The organism is Flavobacterium magnesitis (assembly GCF_041729735.1).
GTDB lineage: Bacteria > Bacteroidota > Bacteroidia > Flavobacteriales > Flavobacteriaceae > Flavobacterium > Flavobacterium magnesitis.
This window is the reverse complement of the sequence record NZ_JBCFQK010000002.1, coordinates 78,625-102,455: the sequence shown is the minus strand read 5'-3', so window position 1 is coordinate 102,455 and position 23,831 is coordinate 78,625. Positions and strand designations below refer to the sequence as shown.

At 34.3% G+C, this 23,831-nt stretch carries 19 protein-coding genes; 5 read left to right on the top strand and 14 right to left on the bottom strand.

Annotated features, from left to right (window positions below; genetic code table 11):
* Positions 1–163: 163 nt before the first annotated feature.
* The 11 genes from AAGV33_RS02340 to AAGV33_RS02290 all read right to left on the bottom strand — a co-directional run bounded on the left by AAGV33_RS02340 (position 164) and on the right by AAGV33_RS02290 (position 14,833).
* A complete protein-coding gene (locus AAGV33_RS02340) occupies positions 164–1,330 on the bottom strand; it encodes a beta-ketoacyl synthase N-terminal-like domain-containing protein (RefSeq protein WP_373390307.1) in 1,167 nt (388 codons plus the stop codon).
* Positions 1,331–1,456: 126 nt separating this feature from the next.
* Positions 1,457–2,728, bottom strand: coding sequence for an adenosylmethionine--8-amino-7-oxononanoate transaminase (bioA, locus tag AAGV33_RS02335; protein WP_373390306.1), 1,272 nt, complete (start codon positions 2,726–2,728; stop codon positions 1,457–1,459).
* Positions 2,729–2,823: 95 nt separating this feature from the next.
* On the bottom strand, positions 2,824–3,444 hold the full coding sequence (bioD, locus tag AAGV33_RS02330) for a dethiobiotin synthase (protein ID WP_373390305.1): 621 nt from the start codon (positions 3,442–3,444) through the stop codon (positions 2,824–2,826).
* Positions 3,445–3,510: 66 nt separating this feature from the next.
* A complete protein-coding gene (locus tag AAGV33_RS02325) occupies positions 3,511–3,915 on the bottom strand; it encodes a putative signal transducing protein (protein ID WP_373390304.1) in 405 nt (134 codons plus the stop codon).
* A 5-nt stretch (positions 3,916–3,920) separates the two neighbouring features.
* Complete coding sequence (locus AAGV33_RS02320) at positions 3,921–5,090, bottom strand: aminotransferase class I/II-fold pyridoxal phosphate-dependent enzyme (protein ID WP_373390303.1); 1,170 nt, start codon at positions 5,088–5,090, stop codon at positions 3,921–3,923.
* A 62-nt stretch (positions 5,091–5,152) separates the two neighbouring features.
* Positions 5,153–5,434: a F0F1 ATP synthase subunit epsilon gene (locus AAGV33_RS02315; protein WP_373390302.1), complete on the bottom strand. Its 282-nt coding sequence runs from the start codon at positions 5,432–5,434 to the stop codon at positions 5,153–5,155.
* A gap of 92 nt (positions 5,435–5,526) precedes the next feature.
* Positions 5,527–7,038, bottom strand: coding sequence for a F0F1 ATP synthase subunit beta (gene atpD / locus AAGV33_RS02310; protein WP_373390301.1), 1,512 nt, complete (start codon positions 7,036–7,038; stop codon positions 5,527–5,529).
* A gap of 329 nt (positions 7,039–7,367) precedes the next feature.
* Positions 7,368–10,250: a TonB-dependent receptor domain-containing protein gene (locus tag AAGV33_RS02305; protein ID WP_373390300.1), complete on the bottom strand. Its 2,883-nt coding sequence runs from the start codon at positions 10,248–10,250 to the stop codon at positions 7,368–7,370.
* A 252-nt stretch (positions 10,251–10,502) separates the two neighbouring features.
* Positions 10,503–12,347 (bottom strand): glutamine--fructose-6-phosphate transaminase (isomerizing), encoded by a 1,845-nt coding sequence (gene glmS / locus AAGV33_RS02300; protein ID WP_373390299.1) that lies wholly within the window; start codon positions 12,345–12,347, stop codon positions 10,503–10,505.
* 11 nt (positions 12,348–12,358) lie between these two features.
* Positions 12,359–14,011, bottom strand: a complete 1,653-nt coding sequence (locus AAGV33_RS02295) for a DUF4270 domain-containing protein (protein ID WP_373390298.1) — start codon at positions 14,009–14,011, stop codon at positions 12,359–12,361.
* A gap of 18 nt (positions 14,012–14,029) precedes the next feature.
* Positions 14,030–14,833, bottom strand: coding sequence for a glycogen/starch synthase (locus AAGV33_RS02290; RefSeq protein WP_373390297.1), 804 nt, complete (start codon positions 14,831–14,833; stop codon positions 14,030–14,032).
* Positions 14,834–14,912: 79 nt separating this feature from the next.
* On the opposite strand from AAGV33_RS02290, the gene panC reads away from it, so the two are divergent.
* The 4 genes from panC (at position 14,913) to radA (ending at position 18,796) form a co-directional block, all read left to right on the top strand.
* Positions 14,913–15,791, top strand: coding sequence for a pantoate--beta-alanine ligase (panC, locus tag AAGV33_RS02285; protein ID WP_373390296.1), 879 nt, complete (start codon positions 14,913–14,915; stop codon positions 15,789–15,791).
* Positions 15,792–15,805: 14 nt separating this feature from the next.
* Positions 15,806–16,156, top strand: coding sequence for an aspartate 1-decarboxylase (gene panD / locus AAGV33_RS02280; RefSeq protein WP_073242882.1), 351 nt, complete (start codon positions 15,806–15,808; stop codon positions 16,154–16,156).
* Positions 16,157–16,292: 136 nt separating this feature from the next.
* Positions 16,293–17,432, top strand: a complete 1,140-nt coding sequence (locus AAGV33_RS02275) for an alpha/beta hydrolase (RefSeq protein ID WP_373390295.1) — start codon at positions 16,293–16,295, stop codon at positions 17,430–17,432.
* 2 nt (positions 17,433–17,434) lie between these two features.
* Positions 17,435–18,796: a DNA repair protein RadA gene (gene radA, locus AAGV33_RS02270; RefSeq protein ID WP_373390294.1), complete on the top strand. Its 1,362-nt coding sequence runs from the start codon at positions 17,435–17,437 to the stop codon at positions 18,794–18,796.
* A 70-nt stretch (positions 18,797–18,866) separates the two neighbouring features.
* Here the strand turns inward: radA and AAGV33_RS02265 are convergent, their stop codons facing one another.
* The 3 genes from AAGV33_RS02265 to AAGV33_RS02255 all read right to left on the bottom strand — a co-directional run bounded on the left by AAGV33_RS02265 (position 18,867) and on the right by AAGV33_RS02255 (position 23,235).
* Positions 18,867–21,266 carry a M20/M25/M40 family metallo-hydrolase gene (locus AAGV33_RS02265; RefSeq protein WP_373390293.1) on the bottom strand — a complete coding sequence of 800 codons (2,400 nt, stop codon included), beginning with the start codon at positions 21,264–21,266 and terminating at the stop codon, positions 18,867–18,869.
* A gap of 24 nt (positions 21,267–21,290) precedes the next feature.
* The gene (locus AAGV33_RS02260) at positions 21,291–21,638 is read right to left on the bottom strand and encodes a hypothetical protein (protein WP_373390292.1); all 348 of its coding nucleotides are present in this window, start codon (positions 21,636–21,638) and stop codon (positions 21,291–21,293) included.
* Between the two features lie 64 nt (positions 21,639–21,702).
* The gene (locus AAGV33_RS02255; RefSeq protein ID WP_373390291.1) at positions 21,703–23,235 is read right to left on the bottom strand and encodes a carbon-nitrogen hydrolase family protein; all 1,533 of its coding nucleotides are present in this window, start codon (positions 23,233–23,235) and stop codon (positions 21,703–21,705) included.
* Between the two features lie 204 nt (positions 23,236–23,439).
* Here AAGV33_RS02255 and AAGV33_RS02250 point away from each other — a divergent pair, with 204 nt between their 5' ends.
* Complete coding sequence (locus AAGV33_RS02250; protein ID WP_373390290.1) at positions 23,440–23,772, top strand: single-stranded DNA-binding protein; 333 nt, start codon at positions 23,440–23,442, stop codon at positions 23,770–23,772.
* Positions 23,773–23,831 lie beyond the last annotated feature (59 nt).

Here is a 23,831-nt window from a genome sequence, read left to right as displayed (position 1 = left end):
GAGTGTTCAGTTAAAAACCCACAATCAACATATCATTTCAATCACAAAGAAAGCAAAGATTTTTTAAGCAATGATCCACAAAGAAAGAACTCTATACAAATAAAAATATATTACTTGGCGTAACTCTGTGTAAGCTTAGCGAAACTTTGTGTTACAACTTAGATTAGACAGATAACAACACACTCACCGCATTTCCACCAAAACCTACTGCATTGACCAGTACTTTTTTTATTACCCTTTCAGGGTTTTGAACCCTAAAAGGGTTGTTTAGAAAAGGAACTCCAATAAACTGATTGTGTTGCAACATCAAAACGGCTAATTCCACACTCAACATTCCCGAAGCACCAAAAGTGTGTCCAATTTTCCACTTATTTGTAGTTAACAGCGGAAGACTTTCTCCAAAGATTTTCTGAATTGCCTTATACTCAGTTAAATCTCCTGCTTTAGTTCCAGGTGCATGCATCACAATTACATCAACATCCTCTAAATTGGTATTTTGCAAAGCCATTTTCATCGATTTCTGGAAACAAGTCGCCTCAGCCGAAATAGAAATATTGTGTTCTAAGATTTCAGTAGCATAACCAATGCCTTCAATAAAAGCCAAAGCATTGTCTTTCTTCCCCATTTCGAGACAACAAACCGCTGCTCCTTCACCCAGAATCATGGAATTTAGTTTTTTGTCTAAATTCAGCGCCTGATTTGGGTATGCTTCTTCACTATGAGAATATATTTTCAATGCTCGCATTTGAGCAATGGTGAAATCGGTTAGAGGAGCTTCACTTCCGCCAATAAGAAATTTATCAACCATACCGGCACGTAACCAAGCGACACCGTTTAAAAGGGCGTGTAAAGCTGTAGAACAAGTAATAGAATGCGAAATTTCAGGTCCTGTACTTTGCAAATCATGTCCAACCCAAGAAGCAATATTTCCCAAAGTAGTTGTGGGCGAAGCCAAAGTTTGTGCTTTCCCTGTTTCTAAATATTCCTGAAAGTGTTTTTCGAATAAATCTGTTGCACCACGCGAAGAACCAATATTGATTCCAAAAACTGAATCGGTATCCCATCCTGCTTTTTCAACCGCTTGACGCGAAGCAGCCATAGCATACAAAACCGATTTGTCTAATGATTTATACTTGACATCCGAATGCTGCAATTCAGCCACAATTTGCTGTGATTTTTCATCTAACGAAGCAACCCAGGTTTCCTGATTGTCTAAATATTTTTTAGAGAAACAATGATTTTCAGAAAGATAATTTTCCCAAATAGTTTTAGGGTCATTCCCTAATGAAGAAATCGATGACAGAGCAGTTATGGAGATGATTTGAGACAAGGCTTTATATTTTATTACACGAAGATTCGCAAATAATTTTCGCAGAGATACACAAAATTTTATAAAATAACTTAGCGAAGCTTTGTGTTTTCTTTGTGAATCTTTGTGAAAAATTTTTTAGCAAATTTAAACTATTTCTAAAGCACTTTCGACCACTTCATATACTTTTTGTAATTGGGCATCCGTAATAATATAAGGCGGTAAAATGTAAACAATATTTCCTACTGGACGCAGAATAATTCCATTTTCGATAAAGAAATTATACAACTTAGTACGCATGTTTCCGTAATAACTTTCTTCACTTTCTTTCTTTATTTCCAATGCAAAAATAGTCCCTAATACTCGAGTAGTAGTCACTTTTGGATGATTCTTAATATGTTCTTGGAAAACCAAATGACTGGCGTTGACCCGAGCCAAATTGGCTTGCATTTCGGGAGTTTGTAATAATTCCAAACTTGCCAAAGCCGCTGCGCAACCTGTAGGATTGGCTGTAAAAGTATGTCCATGAAATAAGGCTTTATTAATATCATCATCGTAAAAGGTTTCAAATATCTCTTGGGTAAAAGTAGTAATTGCCATCGGAATGGTTCCGCCAGTCAATGCTTTAGACAAGCACATCATATCTGGTTTTTGATTGACATAATCCATAGCAAAAGTTTTTCCAGTTTTACCAAAACCAGTCATGACTTCATCAGCAATAGTAAGCACATTATTTGCTGAACAAATTTCGATTAACTCACCCAAAGCTTCTGGTTCATACATGACCATTCCAGCGGCTCCTTGTACCAAAGGTTCGAAGATAAACCCAGCACAATTATACTCTTTAATTACCTTTTTCAAAGCATCAAAACCCTGCTGTTCTTCTCCTTTTACTGGAACTGGAATACGGACCACATCAATAAACATTCCTTGAAAAGCTCGAGTGTAAAACGAAATTCCGCTTGCTGCCATAGCCGCAAAAGTATCACCGTGAAAAGCATTTTCGAAAGCAATAATAGTTGTTCGTTTTTCACCTTTGTTGAAAAAATATTGTAAAGCTACTTTGATTGCTACTTCAACCGAAGTCGAACCATTATCTGAAAAAAAAATTTTCTGCTGATTGTTGGGTAAGATTTGAATCAATTTTTCTGCTAAAACTACCGCTGGCTCATGAGTGAAACCGCCAAACAGCACGTGTTCTAAAGTCGTTAGTTGTTTATAAATCGCATCAGCTATAAATTTGTTACTATGTCCAAAAGGATTCACCCACCAAGAAGCAATAGCATCGATGTATGCTGTATTGTTTTCGTCCCAAAGCAAAGCACCTTCGCCTTTTGTAATAGCAATAGGCGTTTGAGCCGTTTTATGTTGGGTATAAGGATGCCAAAGGTATTGGCTGTCTTTTTCTGTTAAAGTCATTAGATTTCTGATTGAAGATTAACGATTTTTGATTTGCTTCGCCTGTTCGCTATCGCTCGGGTCAGATTTAACCATTGCGATTGTTATTGTCATTGTCATTGCAAGTTTAAAAGACTCTCTCGAAACAAATCGGCATATTCTCTAATTACATTTTGGTCAAAATAAGGTTCTTCATCAATTCTTCCAATACATTTTATGCCTGTTTTATTCAAAATAATAGATTCTGTAGATTGATTTTCTTTACCATTAAACAGAATTCCTGCAATGGTAATATTTCTGCTTTGCAAAGCTTCAATAGTTAATAAAGTATGGTTGATACTGCCCAAATAATGACGTGAAACCACAATTACTTTATAATCTGGCTTGATCAAATCAATCACACAATCTTGATTATTCAATGGAACAAAAAGTCCTCCAGCACCTTCAACCACTAAATGATTGTCAGTAACTGGTTCTACAATTTTTTCTAAATCAATAACAATGCTATCCAATTCAGCCGCCAAATGCGGACTCGCTGGTGTATTTAAAGCATAGCTATTTGGATGAATCTCAGTTTTACCATTCGAGATAAAAGACTTTATTTTATGACTGTCTGAGGTGTTTAGATCACCCGCTTGAATGGGTTTCCAATAATCTGCTTCTAAGGCTTCGGTTATAATGGCTGATGCAATAGTTTTACCTACATCGGTACCAATTCCTGTTATAAATAATTTCATAGATTTTATTTAACCACAAAGTACGCAAAGAAAACGCAAAGTTCACAAAGTTATTTAAACATCTACTTAAAATTCAAAACTACACTTTCTACATTTATACTTATGTTTCGTACGAAACGGAATTCCTAAAAGAAGTGTTGAAAATATGAATGAGATTAGCGATTTTAAATCTCTTATTGAAGTAAACATAGCTATTTGTTCTGCTTTACAATTTGGACATTTCATCAACTGACTTTCATCATCTAGTGAATACTTAGAAACTTGAGAAATTATTTCCATTGCTTTAGCATAATCCATTTTAGACACTAAAAGTTTTACCCCACCAACGGCATTACTATACAAAGGATTAGCTTCAATTGTATAATTGTCTTTCATATAAACTTCAATTCCTTCAGATTCTAATTTCCCTTTGAAAATTATTGCCTCTGATGAATATTGATATACACCAACAATTTCAAATATATCTTCCATAAATTTTAAAAAAGTAAATTACTCAACAACTGCAACACTTCCGAAATTTCATCCTTGGTATTAAAAGCATGCAAACAAAATCGTAATCTTTCCTGTCCTTCAGGAACCGTTGGAGAAAGAATAGCTTTAACATCAAAACCTTTTTCCTGAAGTTGTTTTGCAATGTATTTTACCTTTTCATTTCCAGGAATAATAACCGATTGAATAGATGATTTACTTCGAACGAAAATGGGTTTTAAACCCAATAAATTCTTTTGCTGATTGAAATGAATAATATTCTCACGCAGCAATTTAATATCTGTATTTTCTTTTTCTAAATACTGATACGAAATCAAAATTGTAGCTACCGAATGCGGAGAAAGTCCCGTTGTATAAATAAAACTTCGGGCAAAGTTTACCAAATATTGTTTCAATTCCTGACTCCCCAAAATAGCTGCTCCATGACATCCCAAACCTTTTCCGAAAGTCATGATTCGAGCAAAAACTTTGTCTTGAATACCAAATTCCTGAACCAATCCTTGTCCTTTATCTCCAAAAACTCCTAAAGCATGCGCTTCGTCAAGAACTAAATAACAACTGTGTTTTTCGGACAAATGAACAAGTTCTTCTAAATTTGGAGTATCTCCATCCATCGAAAACACACTTTCAGTCACAATGTAAATGGTTGAAGCTATTTGATTGGAATTGTTATTGGAATTGCCATTGAAATTGATAATCTTTCTTTCTAAATCTTCAAAATCATTATGATTGAATTTATAAGCTTTCGCATAAGACAATTGAATTCCGTCTCTGATGGAAGCATGACACAATTCATCATATAAAATCAAATCGCCTTTTTGAGGAACGGAGCTAAAAAACCCAACATTGGCATCATAACCTGAATTAAAAATCAACGCACTTTCAGCTTGATGAAATGTGCTAATAAAATTTTCTGTTATAGTATACAAATTATGATTTCCGGAAAGCAATCGGGAACCTGTTGCTCCATTTTGAACAAAAGCATGATCTAATAAATACTGATGAGTTTGATTAAAAATCTGCTCTGATTTTGAAAAACCAAGATAATCATTGGATGCAAAATCGATTAAATTAGTCCCAGTAGGCAATTGACGTAATGCATTATTTTGAATTCTGGATTCTAATTTTGCTTTAAGAATATTAGGTAGATTTCTCATAAATCAAAAGTAAAAAAAAACGCCAAGCAAAGCTTGACGTTTTTGTATAAATCTAAATTATCTTAGTCGGCTAAAACAATTACTTTATTGTCTTTCATTTCAATAGTTCCTGAAGAAATAGCTAAAGTGTAGTTTTGATCATTTACTTTCGAAAACAATTTTGCTGCTTCTTTACTAAAAGTAAAACTTGGCGCTGTAATTTTTACAGTTCCTTTTTGAAGTAAGGATACTATTGGAGCATGGTTATTTAAAATTTGAAAGCTTCCATCAACACCCGGTAAAGTGATTGATGTTATTTCTCCTTTAAACAAAGACGCTTCTGGTGATACTATTTCTAAAATCATTTTTTTTAATTTAAAATTCCAAATTTTAAAATTCCAAATTCCAAATTGGGATTTGTGATTTTATTTTTGAAGTTTATCAAGCTTCGCTTGATTTATGCTTCAGCTAACATTTTCTCTCCAGCTTCGATAGCTTCTTCGATAGTTCCTTTAAGGTTGAAAGCTGATTCTGGCAAGTGATCTAATTCACCATCAATAATCATATTAAATCCTTTGATAGTATCTTTAATATCAACTAATACACCTGGAATACCTGTAAATTGCTCAGCAACGTGGAACGGTTGAGACAAGAAACGTTGTACACGACGTGCTCTAGATACAGATAATTTATCTTCTTCAGATAACTCTTCCATACCTAAGATCGCGATGATATCTTGAAGTTGTTTGTATTTTTGAAGAATCTCTTTTACTCTTTGTGCACAGTCGTAGTGCTCATTTCCTAAAATATGTGGAGTCAAGATACGAGAAGTAGAATCCAATGGATCTACCGCAGGATAAATACCTAACTCAGCAATTTTACGAGACAATACAGTTGTTGCATCTAAGTGAGCAAACGTTGTTGCTGGTGCCGGGTCAGTTAAATCATCCGCAGGAACGTAAACCGCTTGTACAGATGTAATAGATCCTTTGTTTGTAGAAGTAATACGCTCTTGCATTGCTCCCATCTCAGTTGCCAATGTTGGTTGATAACCTACCGCAGATGGCATACGACCTAAAAGTGCCGATACCTCAGAACCTGCTTGTGTAAAACGGAAGATATTATCAACGAAGAACAATACGTCTTTACCTTGATCAGATCCAGCTCCATCACGGAAATACTCAGCAATAGATAATCCAGAAAGTGCCACACGTGCACGAGCTCCTGGTGGCTCATTCATTTGTCCGAAAACGAAAGTAGCTTTAGACTCTCTCATTCCTGGTAAATCTACTTTAGACAAATCCCATCCTCCATTTTCCATAGAGTGCATGAATTCCTCACCGTATTTTATAATTCCTGACTCTAACATCTCACGAAGCAAGTCATTTCCTTCACGTGTTCTTTCTCCTACTCCTGCGAATACTGAAAGTCCACCGTGACCTTTTGCAATATTGTTAATCAATTCCTGAATCAATACTGTTTTACCTACTCCAGCACCACCAAACAATCCAATTTTACCTCCTTTTGCATAAGGCTCAATCAAATCGATTACTTTAATACCTGTAAATAAAACTTCAGAAGAAGTTGATAAATCTTCAAATCTTGGAGCCTGACGGTGAATTGACATTCCGTTTTCACCTGTTTTAGGCAATTCTGGCAAACCATCAATAGCATCTCCAACAACGTTAAATAAACGTCCGTAAACATCTGCTCCAATCGGCATTTGAATAGGATTTCCTGTTCCTACTACTTCATAACCTCTACTCAAACCATCGGTTGAATCCATCGAAATGGTACGAACTGTATTTTCTCCAATGTGAGATTGAACCTCAAGGATTAATTTAGTACCATCTTTTTTAGTGATTTCTAATGAATCATAAATTTTTGGAAGTTCAACATCCTTACCGTTGAAAACAACGTCAACTACTGGGCCAATGATTTGGGCAACTTTTCCTATTACTTTAGACATTACTTATGTATTTATTAAACAGCTATTTAGGTTTACAAAACTTACCACATCAAAATTCAATGATTTAGGTGTTTTTTCAGAGCGCAAAGATAATTTTTTAAAATAAAAAATCAACAATTTTATTTAAAAAACATAAAAAAATAAAACAAGAGTCTAAAACAGCTTTAAAACTACCCTTAAAAAACAGAATTACTTAAAAAAGTAAAAACAACTGCATCAGAAAAACAAATAATTTTTAGCCAAACAGACTCTTTTACAAATGTATCATACAACAAAATATTAAATCAAAAACAATAGATTTCCTATCTTATATTCTAATAGACCATCCATTATGGATTTACTGTCCAGGAAACAAAATATTGTTGACCAATTAAACCAGCACCTAAAACCTGCATATATTCTCTTCCACCAATATTAGAACCACCTACTTTTAATGTTGATTTAAGACTTGGAATATTATAATTAATTTGCGCATCAACAACCGTAGCCGAATCAACCATACCATCTACCATAAACGATTGCCATAAATACTCACTATTCCATCTTCCACTAACATTAAACCCAAAGTTTTTAAATAATTTTTCATTTCCAAATGATGCTTTCACTCTGTGTTTTGGTGTATTAAAACCCGCTTCAAAACTCGGATCTTTAGCTTGATCAAAATTAAACTCGGCAAAATTATAGTTTACACCAAATTCAAAATCTTTATATACTTTTCTGGAAAGTCCTAACCCAAACCCAAATGATTTGATTTCTATACTCGTATTAGTATACAATTGATAAGCCCTGAAATTCCCATTAGCTAAAGCGTGTAAGGACTGAACTTCTGGGTTTGTCATATAAGTAGGCGCTCCTGCTGTAAAATCAAAAGTATTAGATGCTGTACCATATAATGGCGCAACTGCATTAGCTGCTCCTATAAAATTATTATAAATATTATAATAGGTATTAATATCGATATTGACATCATTAATTCTGGAACGATAGCCTAACTCAAACGCTTTTACCTCTTCAGGTTTTACATAATTTACATTTGTTTTTCGCAACAAGGCAGCTGCACCTGGCGTATTTCCTGGATTAGCTGCTGCAAAAGCCGCAAAAGCCATCACTGAAGATGCTGTATATGAATTATTATAGGCATTTTCACCTGTCATAGTTACCGAAGAACCACCTGCATACAATTGCCCCACAGCAGGAGAACCATTTGCGACAGGTCTCGTCTCTGAGTATCGTAATAAATTATCTGGTGCCGAACCAATCAAAACCGCATTCCCTACATTAAAGCCGATGTACTGATCCTGAGTTGTTGGATTTCTAAAACCCGTTTGGAAAGAGGCTCTAAAATTATGCGTTCTTGACTCACCCGCAGCATAAACTAAGGAAACCCTTGGCGAATAATTTCCATCAAAATTTTGAGATTTATCATAACGCAATGAACCTGTAAACTTCAATCGTTCTTCTAAAAATTTCTTTTGCACTTGGCTATAAAAACCATATTCGTCATAATTAATTGGGCCATTGGCATCAGTATAAATTCTTCCGAATGAATTCAATTGATATTTACGATACGAACCACCCACTTGAATTTCGGCAAACGAAATCAAATCTTTAAAATTATAATTCACATCAGAATGGTATATTTTAGAATTATCTACCAATTTTGATCCTGACAATACATCTGGATTTGAAATTACCTGATTAAACGCAGAATTAAAAGTCGCTGTACCCGGAACTAGTCTGCCTGTTTCGGCAGCTGCACGGGCAAAAGCATGCGAAGCGCCTGCATTACCCGCATAAGAAGGACCAAACAAACCTGCAAAAGCCTGAGAATAAGCACCCGCATATTGCCCAAACCAATCATTATCTGATTTCCACATTCTATTAATATTAATTCCAGTGAATTGCATATCATAAGAGTCACCTCCATTTTCAGATGTAGTATATCCCCTCAGGAAAAAGTTCTTTCCTTTGAATTCTATTTTATGCTGTTGCATAAAAAAATTATTCAAATAATATCGGTTAGCTCCTTGATATACCGCATTTCCAAAACCAAATTTACTTTGCCAAATCACTTCTAATTTCTCATCTCCAAGAGGTCTAAAATGCAAAGAAAAATCAATTTTTGTATTACTCGCTTTATTATCTGTCAAGTCAATTTCATTGTAACCCGTTCTGGAAACATTCTCATTAGGCAATAATGCCGCCAGATTAGCTGGTAATAAATTGTTTGCCACCATTGTTTGTCCTACAGTATAAATATTGGTCGAAACCTCATCTCCATATACATTTATACCATCATAATTTTGATGCGAACGATCTCTCCCCACATTGGTTTTATCATCATAATTAGTCGCAAACCAGTCTGTACCTCTCATGTAAGTAAAATTTGCCTTAGCGGCAAAATGCTTACTAAAAGCATGAGCCATTCTAATTCCATAATCCACAAAATCATTAGTACCAGCAGCTTTCTGGCTCGTTTGCCCATATTTCGCATAAGCGGTGATTCCTTGGTACATAAACGGACTCTTGCTATTCATAAACAAAATTCCATTAAAAGCATTTGCACCATATAATGCAGAAGAAGCTCCTGGCAACAGCTCTACACTTTGAACATCAATTTCAGAAATACCAATCATATTCCCCAAAACAAAGTTTAGCAATGGAGATGCATTATCCATTCCGTCAACTAATTGTAAAAAACGAGAATTGGCTACTGTTGCAAAACCACGTGTATTGATGGATTTGAAAGACAAACTACTGGTATTCATTTGTACTTCTTTCATATTTTCTAAACCGTCATAAAAAGTAGGAGAAGCAGTTTTTTTAACATCTGCAATTCCCATTCTCTCAATCGTAACTGGCGATTCAAAAACTCTTTCAGGTGTTCTGGATGCCGAAACAACAATTTCATCCAGTAAATTTTGCTCTTCTTTAAGAACAACATTAATTAATTGTGTTTTCGAATTGATTAATATCGTTTTTGATTCAAAACCAACACTAGTAATTTCGATTTCATACGGAAGATTAAGAGATGTATTAAAAAGAAATTTTCCGTCACTATCAGTTACCGTCGTCACCGACTCACCAATTACCTTAACATTAGCTCCAATAATTGGCAGATTATTTATATCAGTAACCACACCTTTAATAGAATTCTGCGCATAAAGTACACTACAGAAAAACAATGATAAAAAAAATAAATACGCTTTCATATGATTTAGTTTTATTAATTTACACATCACAAAAAAAGCCATCAACTTTTACATCAACCTTTTCATTAATAGCATAATCAAAAAAAGGGTTCTTTTTTTGATTAATTAAATTTAAGCAAAAAAAATAACTATTTAACAAAAAAGATGTCAGAAAATTCAATTTTCAATAAATTCATTGAATTTTAAAAAATTTCCATAAAAAAAGCAAGGCGATTTGCCTTGCTTTTTTATATAAACTGAAATAAAAAAAATTTATTCTACTGTTACTGATTTAGCCAAGTTACGAGGTTGATCTACATTACAATCTCTGTAAACTGCAATATAATACGATAACAACTGCAACGGAATAGTAGTAATCAAAGGCGATAAAGCATCTGATGTTTCTGGAATTTCGATAACATAATCAGCTAATTCTCTAACTTGAGTGTCTCCTTTAGTCACTACAGCAATAATTTTACCGCTTCTTGACTTAATTTCCTGAATATTACTTACTATTTTATCATAATGACCTTGTTTTGGAGCAATTACCACAACAGGCATTTGTTCGTCAATCAAAGCAATTGGCCCGTGTTTCATTTCGGCAGCTGGATAACCTTCTGCATGAATATAGGATATCTCTTTTAATTTCAAAGCTCCTTCTAAAGCTACTGGGAAATTATAGCCACGACCTAAATACAAACAATTAGGAGCATCTTTAAAAGCAGCTGCAATTTCTTTTGCACTATCAATAGTTCCTAAAGCTTCTTTTACTTTTTCTGGAATCAATTCTAATTCCAACAAATACCTGTGGAAATCAGAATGAGATAATGTTCCTTTTGCTTTTGCTAAACGCAAAGCTAACATTGTTAGAACTGTAATTTGAGTTGTAAATGCCTTAGTCGAAGCTACCCCAATTTCTGGACCAGCATGCGTGTAAGCACCTGCGTGAGATTCTCTTGAAATAGAAGAACCAACCACATTACAAACTCCAAAAACAAAAGCACCTTGTTCTTTAGCCAACTTAATAGCCGCCATAGTATCAGCAGTTTCACCTGATTGTGAAATAGCAATAACCACATCATTTTTATTGATAATCGGGTTTCTATATCTAAACTCAGAAGCATACTCTACCTCTACCGAAATACGAGCAAACTCCTCAATAATATATTCTGCCACTAAGCCTGCATGCCATGAAGTACCGCAAGCAACAATGATTATTCTATCAGCATTTAAGAATTTTTCTAAATGATCTTCAACACCAGACATTTGAATAATCCCTTTATCAGCATGTAATCTTCCTCTATAAGTATCCTTTATAACACTCGGTTGTTCAAAGATTTCTTTGAGCATAAAGTGATCAAAACCACCTTTTTCAATTTGCTCCAAATTCATTTGAAGTTCTTGAATATAAGGATCAACTAAACTATCGTCTTTAATTTTTCTGATTTTAATAGACTTGTTCAAGCTGATATTAGCCATCTCTCCATCTTCCAAATAAACTGCATTAGAAGTGTACTCTATAAAAGGCGAAGCATCAGAAGCAATAAAATATTCTCCTTCTCCAACACCAATTGCTAAAGGACTCCCTAAACGAGCTGCTACAATTTCGTCAGGATTTTTTTTATCGAAAACAGCAATAGCATAAGCACCAACCACTTGATTCAATGCCAACTGAACTGCCTTCCCTATTTTTAATTTTTCTTTTTTCTGAACTTCTTCAATCAAATTTACCAATACTTCAGTATCAGTATCAGAATGAAAAACATAACCACGCTTGATTAACTCTTCTTTTAATGGAGCGTAATTTTCTATAATACCATTGTGAACTATTGCTATCTCACCAGAATTTGAAAGATGTGGATGCGAATTTACATCATTCGGAACACCGTGAGTTGCCCATCTTGTATGACCAATTCCAATAGCACCGTTTGTTGCAATCTCTTTCAGAGCGAGCTCCTCAAGACCAACCACCTTACCTTTGGTTTTACAAACTTTAATTGCACCGTCATAAATCATTACACCAGCACTATCATATCCTCGATACTCTAGCCTTTTTAATCCTTTAATAACAATAGGATAAGCCTCTCTATGACCTATATAACCAACTATTCCACACATACAATTTTATATTAATTCGGTTTTGTGTAATATATTTCTAATTTCAATCTTTTATCATCCGGAACAGTACTTTTACCTCCATGAAATATAACCCCTCGAGGGTTCATCAACGAAACCTGAGGAACTTGAGATAAGTTAGGTAAAGGTGACCTCAAATTATTCATTGTACTATTGATAATATCATTAGTAACAACAACACCAAGCTTAACATTCGTAGAATCCTTATTATTGATTAAGTTTCTAATGTGATTTGTAATTCTAAACTTATACGTTTTATCACCAACTTTAGTAGCATTCAAAATACCTCCATAAACAGGTAAACCAGTTGTACCATCAGCTACATAATCCAGTATTGGTCTACGATTATTAAAATCATATAAATACATTCTAACTGGCAACTTATTTGCTCCCATTACATCCCCATCAACATGAAAAACAAGATTAGCCTCATTAATCAACACTCTTTTTTTATCAGTAGGATTCCTTAAATCATCTAATTCGTCTGGAATATTATTAGCACCTATAACCAGATTCCCATTTGCATCATAACCTTTTACGTCAGTCTTATCAAAGAGATCTAAAATGGCCATAGCACCTTCGCCACCTTTTAAGTATAATTTTTCATCTCCTGCAGTAGTATTCGGATTATTCACAGCTGCATCATAAGCTGGGTTATTTGTATTTGATAATAAATTTACCGTATTACCAGTTAAATTAAGCACTATTGACTTATCAACTCGTGTTGTAGTAGTTGTAGCAACTCCATTTACTGTTGTAGTTGTTACAAGATCTTCCTTATACTTAATTGTTATAGTCCCCTTAGAAAAATCCATTAAAGCCATACTACCTGGATTAGTACCCGATTTTTCTACTTTAAAATACAAACCTCTAAAATAATCTTTAAAAACATCATTAGTTGTTAATTTTCCAGAACCTGAAGTAATAGCATCAATAATTGCTGTTTTAAAATAATCTTTATTCAAAAACAATTGCATTCCTGGAGCAGTCCATGTTACGGTAGGCTCTCCACCTGTTGTTTCAGAAGGAGTTGTTACTTTAAACCCCTTTTTATCAAAGAAAAACTCACTATTTTGAGACGCGGCTGGATCATTATTTAATAAAGTAGGTTTTTTTAAAGTTTCAAATTCACTAGCCTGATTAGTATAAAACTTTTGTCTTTCTAAAAAACCTGTCAAAGGATCCAAATCCCTCATAAAATAACCGTTCTCATAAACACTCAATTTTATCTTCCCAGTTTCAGGACCATAAATTGAGTCCAATACATAAGTGTTATCTCCAGTAACCGGATCAGTAGTTGTTGATTTTAGAAGATAAGGAACATATAAAGTTACGTTTACAATTTCGGGATTAGCGCCAATAACTGGATTAGGTGAAGCCAAAACAATCTGAGTAACAAAACTTGCTTCAGTTGTACCAAAAACAGGATCTTCGTAAATACCTAAAGCATTTACAGGCAAATTATTAGATTGGACTGGACCTATTTTTTGATTGTAAGCAAGTACGTCATAAGTTTCACGTTCTAAACCAAAATGTTCATCTCCAATTAAATCACCCCCAATGGAATTAAAATCCTTATCACAGGATGTAAAAAAAATGACAGTTATGGCTATTAGAATGATCTTAAAAAAAGAATTATTATGCATATTAATAATAAAGTAAGGTTAAAGCATTTCTCTATAAAAATTGCTATACGCTTCTGCGAAAGCATCTTTAGGGACGAAAGGTAAAAAAGGTTTGCCTGAAGTTTCAATAAATTTTGTTAAACTTGAACTAACATTTGGAGAAGCAACAATTACAGCATCCGAATGCATTACAGTTGCCTTAATAATATTCTCATAATCAGGAGTTGAAAGCATTTCAACAGCTTCTTGAGGAACTCCATCAAGCTTTACTTTATTAATCATTTCGACATCTAAAGTTCCGTCAAAAGATTGTCCATATACAGAAGTAACTATCTTAGTTTCAGAAAACAAAGCTTCATTTTTATAAAAATGTTTCATATAGACTGGCAACATTGCTGCCATCCATCCATGAACGTGTATAATATCAGGAACCCAATTTAATTTTTTAACCGTTTCCACCACTCCTTTTGCAAAAAATATTGCTCGCTCGTCATTATCAGGATACATTACCCCATCTTCATCAGCAAAAGTGGCTTTTCGCTTAAAATATTCATCATTATCAATAAAATAGACCTGAATTCTTTCTTTTGGGATGGATGCTACCTTAATTATCAAAGGCATATCTAAATCATTTACTACCAAATTCATTCCAGATAGTCGAATTACTTCATGCAATTGGTGTCTTCTTTCATTGATATTTCCATATCTTGGCATAAAAATTCTAATCTGTCCTCCCTGATCATTTATCATCTTAGGAACATCGTAAGACATTAAAGAAACTTCATTTTCAGCCAAATAGGGCACCACTTCAGATGATACGTATAATATCCTCTTATCTTTCATATTATAATTTGCTTAGTTTAGTTGGTAATAAAAACCACGCAAAATTACGAAATTTTATGCAGTTATTAACTAATATATTATGTTTGCATTTAATTTTAATAAAATAATCATGCCTATTTTCCATGGAAAAGCAGCTTTGATCGAATTTTTAAATTCCGTTAAAACCTCTAATTCCACTATTGGCTTTGTTCCAACAATGGGTGCATTACACCAGGGACACCTCTCGCTAATGCAACAATCACTAGCAGAAAACAACAATACTGTAGTCAGTATTTTTGTAAATCCTACTCAATTTAACAATCCTGAAGATTTAAAAAAATACCCAAGAACTTTAGAAAAAGATACTCAAAAAATTTTCAGTTTAGATACCAATATAATCATCTATGCACCTTCAGTAGATGATATTTACGAAGGAAAAGTCGCATCAGAAGATTTTGATTTTGACGGATTAGAAAATCAAATGGAAGGCAAATTCAGACCAGGACATTTTAATGGAGTAGGAACAATTGTAAAACGTCTGTTCGAAATTGTCTCTCCTACCAATGCTTATTTTGGAAAAAAAGATTTCCAACAATTGCAAATTGTAAAAAAAATGGTTCGCAAGAATCATTTGGATGTAAACATTATTGGTTGCGAAATTTTCAGAGAATCCAATGGTTTAGCAATGAGCTCCAGAAATGAACGCTTATCAGTTCCCGAAAGAGAACAAGCTTCCATCATATATCAGACCTTAGTTGAAGCGAAAGAAAAATTTAAAACTCATAGTTGCAATGAAGTAAAAGACTGGGTAACAGAAGTGTTCAATTCCAATACAATTTTTGATTTAGAATACTTTGAAATCGCCGATGAAGAAACCCTTACCACTTGCACAGAACAATCAAAAGATAAAAATTATCGTGCATTTATAGCCGTATTTGTTAATAATATCCGATTGATTGATACCATTTCACTAAAATAATTTACTTTTGTGCCATGCAAATTCAAGTTTTAAAATCAAAAATTCATCGGGTAAAAGTAACTGGAGCCGATTTAAATTACATTGGCAGCATTACAATCGATGAAACCTTATTAGAAGCCTCAAATATTATTGAAGGAGAAAAAGTATCTATTGTTAACATCAACAACGGAGAACGTTTTGACACTTACGCCATAAAAGGAAAAAGAAATTCAGGCGAAATTACGCTGAATGGTCCGGCTGCCAGAAAAGTACAAAGAGACGATATTATCATTATCATTTCTTACGCAACTATTGATTTCGAAGAGGCCAAAACCTTCCAGCCTTGGATTATTTTCCCAAATGAAAATGACAATTCATTGACTTAAAATTAGATTAAAGTATCAAATAATTGAAGCGTTTCCTCAAAGAAACGCTTTTCGTTTTTATAGTCTTAATTTTACTTTCATTAAAAATTAGTATCTTGCTATTCTATTTAGAATCCCCATTTTAAATCTTCAAATTATGAAACAAGCTTTACTCTTTTTCTTTTTTTCCTTTTCATTATTTGCTCAAAAAACCACCGAATTAATCAAATCCAACAAACTGGAAGAAACACGAGAAATCATCGTTAACCTTCCGTCTTCTTACGAAAGCAATCCAATTAAAAGATATCCCATTCTATTATTATTAGACGGCGATTATTTATTCGAACCTTTTCTGGGCGCTTTAAAATATGGAGAATATTGGGATGATTTACCAGAAACTATTATTATAGGAATCAATCAAAAAAGCAGCCGAATGGACGATTGTGGTTTTGATGAAACCGAAGGCACGCCGACAAAAAGATCTGCAGCTTTTTACAACTTCATCGGCGAAGAGCTGATGCCTTTTATCGAAAAAAAATACCGTGTGGCTCCTTTTCGAATTATTGCCGGACATGACACCACAGCTGGGTTTTTGAATTTCTTCCTTTACAAAGAAAATCCTTTTTTCAACGCTTATATTTCATTGAGTCCTGAACTCGCTCCAGGTATGGAAAGCCAAATTGCAACGAGTTTAACCAATACTAAAAAAAACCTATTCTACTATCAATCTTCAGCAGATGGCGATATCAAACAACTGCGTGAACCTGTAGAAGAATTAGACAGTAATCTAAAATTAATAACAAATCCGTTAGTGAATTACCAATACAATAAATTCAGTAACGCATCACATTATTCCTTAGTTTTATATTCAATTCCAAATGCTTTGTACCAAATTTTCGACAGCTACAAACCTATTTCTTCTACTGAATTTACCGAAAAAATTGTCGTTTTACCATCTGGTTATGTAGATTATTTGACTAAGAAATACCAAACTACAACTGAAAAACTAGGTTTAAATATTCCTGTTCGAATCAATGATTTCAAAGCCATCGAAGCGGCTATCTTAAAAAACAAAGCCTACGATGAACTTGAAAAACTTGCCCAAATTGCCAGTAAAAATTACCCAAAATCCATGCTTGCCGATTACGAATTGGGATTAATGTATGAGAAAACAGGCGATGCCAAAAAAGCAGCCAGCAAATACCAACGCGCTTCGCAATTAGAAGAAATTGGCGATTTGACTAAAGAAATGATGTACAATAAGTACGATGATATGAAAAGCTTAACTGTAAAATAATAATGTCGAAAGTTAAAACCTCTTTTTTCTGCCAGAATTGCGGAACTTCTTACGCCAAATGGCAAGGTCAATGCAATGCCTGCAAAGAATGGAACACCATTGCCGAAGAAATCATTCAAAAACAAGATAAAGTTGCTTGGAAAAGCGAACCTACACCAAGCAGCAGAGCACCAAAACCTTTAAAGATAAACGAAATCGACTCGACTCAGGAAATCCGAATGGACACTACTGACAACGAATTGAATCGCGTTTTGGGTGGCGGAATCGTTCCAGGATCTCTCATTCTTTTGGGCGGTGAACCGGGAATTGGAAAAAGCACGCTTTTACTCCAAATTTCATTAAAACTACCCTACAAAACTTTATATGTTTCAGGCGAGGAAAGTCAGAAACAAATAAAAATGCGTGCCGAAAGAATCACACCCAGTAGCGACAATTGCTACATCTTAACGGAAACTAAAACGCAAAACATCTTCAAACAAATTGAAGCTATTGAGCCCGAAATCGTGATTATCGATTCGATACAAACCCTTCATACCGATTATATCGAATCAACAGCCGGAAGCATTTCTCAAATTAGAGAAACTACAGCTGAACTCATTAAGTTTGCCAAAGAAACTAATATTCCAGTCATTTTAATTGGTCATATTACCAAAGACGGAAATATTGCAGGACCCAAAATTCTGGAACACATGGTTGATACCGTGCTGCAGTTTGAAGGCGATCGAAATCACGTGTATCGTATTTTACGCTCACTAAAAAACCGTTTTGGTTCTACTGCAGAAATTGGGATTTATGAAATGCTTGGCAGCGGATTAAGAGAAGTTTCTAATCCATCAGAGATATTGATTTCACACAAAGACGAAGAATTATCAGGAACTGCCATTGCCAGCACACTTGAAGGCATGCGCCCGTTGATGATTGAAATTCAATCCTTAGTCAGCACTGCGGTTTATGGAACACCACAACGCAGCACCACCGGATACAATGCTAAAAGACTGAATATGATTTTAGCGGTTTTAGAAAAAAGAGCCGGTTTCAGACTTGGCGCCAAAGACGTTTTCCTTAACGTAACCGGAGGAATTTCAGTTGATGATCCAGCAATTGATCTGGCAGTTGTTGCTGCCATTTTATCATCGAATGAAGATATTCCCGTAAACAAAGATTTTTGTTTTGCTGGCGAAGTCGGACTTTCAGGTGAAATTCGTCCTGTAAACCGTGTCGACCAACGCATTCAGGAAGCCGAAAAACTAGGATTTTCAACCATTTTTGTATCCAAATACAATAAAATAGCCTTGAAAAACACTGGAATTAAAATCGAATTAGTTGCTAAAATCGAAGATGTAGCGAGTATGCTTTTTGGGTAGAAAAACAATAGCCACAGATTTACAGATTCTCAAAAATCATTTTAATCTGTGAATCTGTGGCAAAAAACAATTAATTGATACTATCCGAAACTGTTTTGATTGCTGAAAATCGGCGTTTAACAATTGGTATTTGTTTTACAACATCAATTTTAGGATCTGGAATAACTCTAGGACTGGGTTTGATTGCTTTTTTGATTGCTACCGCATCATTCAACACAAAAGGGGTTGGCATCATCCAGTCGGCTCGTTGATTCATTTTAAACAATGGATTTTGCATTAAGTCAAACGAACTTTCTAATAATTTCATATCAAATACTGTGGCTGCATTGATGTTAAATTCTAAAACCAGCGGGTCATTATCAACTACATAATAACTCAGTAGTTTTTTGCCGTCTCTCTTAAATATTTTTCCTTTTTGTTCTAAATGAGTCACACCATTGGTTTTAATATTATACAACTGCATTTTATCATTGGCAAAAATATCGTAGCGATTGACTTTTCGATTAGGCGAAATGCGAATCTTCAAATATCTTTGATTGTCCGAAACACTATCGGTTAAAAAATCAATTGTAGGCTGTGGAATATTTTTTATCGGGGCTTTAGCAGCAAAAGTAAATTCGGAATCGTATTTGCTAAAAAGCGGCACTTCTTCAAGACCTTTTGGCGAATTTGGATTTTCGCCTAAATAACTTTTAGTCCAGAAATCCAGATTTTTATCATACGTCAACCATTGTGCAGCGTTTGTATCGGCATCCAAAAGATAAACCAAACTGTTTGATTTTGCTTTTCCTTTCTCGTAATTGGATTCCAAATGTGCTTTGGTAAAAAAGCCAATCGAAGCTAATAAAAAAAGGATTGACCAACTTCCTTTTTGGACAAAATTCCCCAATGTGGGCAACAGTAATCCAAAACACAAAGCAGTAAGAATAGCACTTCCAAACAATATTTTTAACCCAAGACCTATTGGAAACATTTGAATAAATGGAGCGATAATTAATAAAGCAGGAATACCTAAAATCAAATTTAAAATGGGACTGTATTTTTGCGTAAGAATATAAAATCCAAACATAAAAATTCCGAAATACACCGGAATAATTAAAAACCCAGCACCTTGCAAACCAAAAGCTATTCCAGTATTGAGCAACAGCCAAATGAACAATGGAGCCACAAAATGATTAGCACTAATTCTATCAGGCGTAAAAAAGCGATAAAAAGCAAAACAAATAGCCAAACTCAACAATACAAAAGCAGCAATGTAAGCATGCCCATTATAAGTAAACCCATTTAGTAAATCATTGTATTGCGGATAGATTGCTAATACAATTTTCCAACCTAAAAAAGTAATTAATCCTGCCGAAAATAGTGATCCTAAAAAGGGAATAAAACCCTGCAACATTCTAGGAACAGTTACTATTTTTTTGGCAATTCCTAAAAAGATAAAGAAAAAGAACAACGAAAAAGCAATAATTAACATGGGAACTACCCAACTAAAAGGATAGCTTATGAAACTAAAAGGAATCGAAAAATAAACATCATCTTCCATTGCAGCTGTGGTATTCAAATCGGCATTCGAAAAATGATTCAGCAAAGGCATCAAATAAGAACCTTGATGTGCTAAAGAGTTAACATCTAAATGATCAATATCGTCTTGAGCGGTGTGGTAGTTATAATGTCCGTCAATAAAAGCAAAATTAAAACCTTGAATACTGCCTTGTTCTCTAAAAACAGTCAAATCGGTATCGTTAGGCAACATTTTGTAAATGCTGTACATTAACGAATTAGAAACTGTAAAAGTGGGATTTGCAGCAGCAAAATTTTTAACCATTCCTGCATTTCCATTATTGGTTTCCATCAACATATAACTTGGTCCCAATGTTCCTCGTGCTTCAAAATTAAGTGCTAAACCTATTTCTTTTGCCCATTGATGTTGGGTTACAAAAAGTACCGCTCCATTGAGTCCGAGTTCTTCGGCATCAGTAAATAAAATAATGATATCGTTTTTATGCGGCGTTTTATTATGCAAAAAAGCGCGAACACCTTCTAATATGGTAGCAATTCCTGCAGCATCATCGCTGGCTCCAGGAGAAGCCGAATGTGGCGCACTGTCATAATGCGAAAGTAACAATAAAGCTTTTCCGTTTTGGCTTCCTTTTATTCGAGCCAAAATATTTTTAGACTTGACCAAATTTCCCCAATCGGTTAAGGTATATCCATCTTGAAAACGGGTTTCCAATCCGAGTTTTGTTAATTCATATCTTAAATAATTAGCAACTTGGTTGTGATTTTCTGAACCAACATAATGTGGTTTTTGACTGATTGTTTTAATGTGAGTCAAAGCTCTTTTGGTCGAAAATTCTGCAAGTGGTTTGTCATCATCAACAGCCCATCGCGGCATCATGCTGAAATAAACAAAAGTTAAAACAGCTATAAAAAACAGGACTGAAAAAATGGAGGAAAAATCTTTTTTCATTTTAGGTAAATTTGGGAGAGATTGCTAATTGTCTTTTTTTACAAGGATATACAAATCATTCTCTAATAACATATAACCTTGATCATACAGAAAGTAGTAGGTGTTTCCTGTTTTGGTTTTTAGAATATTAGTAAAAAAATCAAAGTCAAATCCTTTGCCTAATAATTTGGTTCTTGTCGTTTTCGATTTTCCATCAGTATTGAGCTCTGTAAGGATGCGGTAATTTTTACGCAATTTGTTATTAATATTGCGCATAATATTATTGCTGTCCTTGTTTATTTTATTGTTATAGGCATTGCGACAACCATCACTGCAAAATTTCTTGTCTTCCCGACCTATAATTTTTTCACCACATTCTAAACAGTTTTTCATATTTGTGAAATTTATATTTTAGCAGTCTAAATACGTTATCGCTTTTTTAATTTTTGACGATTTTCTATTTAGCTTTTTCCTTTTTAATTCGATACAAATCATGACGACGATCTTTTAGGATTTTGACGCTTCCGTGCTCGTGCAATTCCTTCAGTAAATCCAAGTCGACATCAACAATCAAGGTCATTTCGGTATTTGGAGTGGTTTCTGCTTTAATTCCGTTACTTGGAAAAGCAAAATCAGATGGTGTAAATACAGCCGATTGCGCATATTGGATATCCATATTATTCACTCTTGGTAAATTCCCCACACAGCCCGCAATAGCAACATAACATTCGTTTTCAATAGCTCTGGCTTGCGCACAATGTTTGACTCTGGTATAAGCATTTTGTGTATCGGTCAAGAAAGGAACAAACAAAATATTCATACCTTCATCGGCCATTAATCGCGATAATTCAGGAAATTCTACATCATAACAAATGATAATTCCTATTTTTCCACAATCGGTATCAAAAGTTTGAATGGCATTTCCTCCTGTAATCCCCCAATGAAAAACTTCATTTGGCGTAATGTGTATTTTTGTATACGTTTCATAAGTACCATCTCTTTTGCATAAAAAACCTGAATTGTATAAGGTTCCATCAATTAAATGAGGCATACTTCCAGTTATAATGTTGATATTATAAGAAATAGCTAATTCTTGAAAACGTTTCCTAATCGGTTCGGCATATTTAGCTAATTCTCGAATGGCATCTGCTTCAGATAAATGATTGTAATCAGCCATTAAAGGCGCAATAAACAATTCTGGGAAAACCGCAAAGTCGCTACCATAACCCGAAACCGCATCAATAAAAAATTCAGATTGTTCAAATAAGGCTTCTAAATTCCCTAAAGGTCGCATTTGCCACTGAATCAATCCCAGTCGGATAACGCTCTTTGTAATATTGATAATTTGCGGACTTTCATCATAATAAATATTGTTCCATTCTAATAAAACTGCAAATTCTTTTGACCTTTTATCTCCTTCGAGATAGTTTTTCATGATTCGCATCACGTGAAACTCATTACTCAATTGAAATGACAATACTGGATCATGAATTTCTTTTCTTTTTACTTTATCAATATAACCTTTAGGCGTAAGTTCCTGAGCATACTGACTGTAATTTGGAATTCGTCCTGCAAATACAATGGATTTTAGATTCAATTGTTCGCAAATTTCTTTTCGCGCATCATACAAACGACGGCCTAAACGCAAGCCACGGTATTTTGGCACCACAAAAACATCTATTCCGTATAAAACTTCACCCGTAGGTGTATGTGTAGAAAAAGTATAATTCCCGGTAATTTTAGCATAATCATGGTTTTTATCTACTAAATCTTCGGGAACAATTAAGGACAATGCTGATCCCACAACCATATCATCTACCAGAATTACCAGCTGTCCTTCGGGAAATATTTTGAGTAATTTTTTAATATCGGCTTCTTTCCAATAATCATCTACCATTTCTGGATAGGATTCGATCATCGAATTTTTTAATTCTTTGTAGTCTTCTATTTTTAGATTTCGTAATTCAACTTTATTAATTTCTGCTTGCATAAAACATTTTGATTTTCTGCAAGATACAAAAAAACATTATCCGCTTACAAACGCTTACAAGTATTTACAACCGAAAGTAAGTAACTATCAACCGAATAAAGCATTGCGTTGGTTGCAACTTTGTACCGTCGAAAAGCAACAACAGCAATGACAATAACAATTTTGAAATCAATTAAATTTATTAACAATTAAATTTTACACGCCATGAATGCATTAAGAAACAAAGTACAGTTGATTGGACATTTAGGAAATGATCCAGAAATCAAAAATTTTGACGGAGGTAAAAAGTTAGCCAATTTTACATTAGCAACTAATGAAAGTTACAAAAACGATAAAGGAGAAAAAATAGAAGAAACCCAATGGCATCGATTAGTAGCTTGGGGAAAAACCGCCGAAATTATCGAAAAATACGCAACAAAAGGAAAAGAAATTGCCATAGAAGGCAAATTGACCCACCGCAGTTATGATGATAAAAACGGTGAAAAGCGCTACGTTACAGAAGTAGTCGTGAATGAGGTGTTGCTTTTAGGAAAATAGTTTAAAACTTGAATTTAAACAGAAAACCCATCTCGTTTTTTAGAACGAGATGGGGTTTT

Coding starts and splice junctions, on each gene's coding strand:
- bioA (WP_373390306.1), bottom strand. CDS start 2,728: ATGACTTTAACAGAAAAAGACAGCCAATACCTTTGGCATCCTTATACC.
- bioD (WP_373390305.1), bottom strand. CDS start 3,444: ATGAAATTATTTATAACAGGAATTGGTACCGATGTAGGTAAAACTATT.
- AAGV33_RS02325 (WP_373390304.1), bottom strand. CDS start 3,915: ATGGAAGATATATTTGAAATTGTTGGTGTATATCAATATTCATCAGAG.
- AAGV33_RS02320 (WP_373390303.1), bottom strand. CDS start 5,090: ATGAGAAATCTACCTAATATTCTTAAAGCAAAATTAGAATCCAGAATT.
- AAGV33_RS02315 (WP_373390302.1), bottom strand. CDS start 5,434: ATGATTTTAGAAATAGTATCACCAGAAGCGTCTTTGTTTAAAGGAGAA.
- atpD (WP_373390301.1), bottom strand. CDS start 7,038: ATGTCTAAAGTAATAGGAAAAGTTGCCCAAATCATTGGCCCAGTAGTT.
- AAGV33_RS02305 (WP_373390300.1), bottom strand. CDS start 10,250: ATGAAAGCGTATTTATTTTTTTTATCATTGTTTTTCTGTAGTGTACTT.
- glmS (WP_373390299.1), bottom strand. CDS start 12,347: ATGTGTGGAATAGTTGGTTATATAGGTCATAGAGAGGCTTATCCTATT.
- AAGV33_RS02295 (WP_373390298.1), bottom strand. CDS start 14,011: ATGCATAATAATTCTTTTTTTAAGATCATTCTAATAGCCATAACTGTC.
- AAGV33_RS02290 (WP_373390297.1), bottom strand. CDS start 14,833: ATGAAAGATAAGAGGATATTATACGTATCATCTGAAGTGGTGCCCTAT.
- panC (WP_373390296.1), top strand. CDS start 14,913: ATGTTTGCATTTAATTTTAATAAAATAATCATGCCTATTTTCCATGGA.
- panD (WP_073242882.1), top strand. CDS start 15,806: ATGCAAATTCAAGTTTTAAAATCAAAAATTCATCGGGTAAAAGTAACT.
- AAGV33_RS02275 (WP_373390295.1), top strand. CDS start 16,293: ATGAAACAAGCTTTACTCTTTTTCTTTTTTTCCTTTTCATTATTTGCT.
- radA (WP_373390294.1), top strand. CDS start 17,435: ATGTCGAAAGTTAAAACCTCTTTTTTCTGCCAGAATTGCGGAACTTCT.
- AAGV33_RS02265 (WP_373390293.1), bottom strand. CDS start 21,266: ATGAAAAAAGATTTTTCCTCCATTTTTTCAGTCCTGTTTTTTATAGCT.
- AAGV33_RS02260 (WP_373390292.1), bottom strand. CDS start 21,638: ATGAAAAACTGTTTAGAATGTGGTGAAAAAATTATAGGTCGGGAAGAC.
- AAGV33_RS02255 (WP_373390291.1), bottom strand. CDS start 23,235: ATGCAAGCAGAAATTAATAAAGTTGAATTACGAAATCTAAAAATAGAA.
- AAGV33_RS02250 (WP_373390290.1), top strand. CDS start 23,440: ATGAATGCATTAAGAAACAAAGTACAGTTGATTGGACATTTAGGAAAT.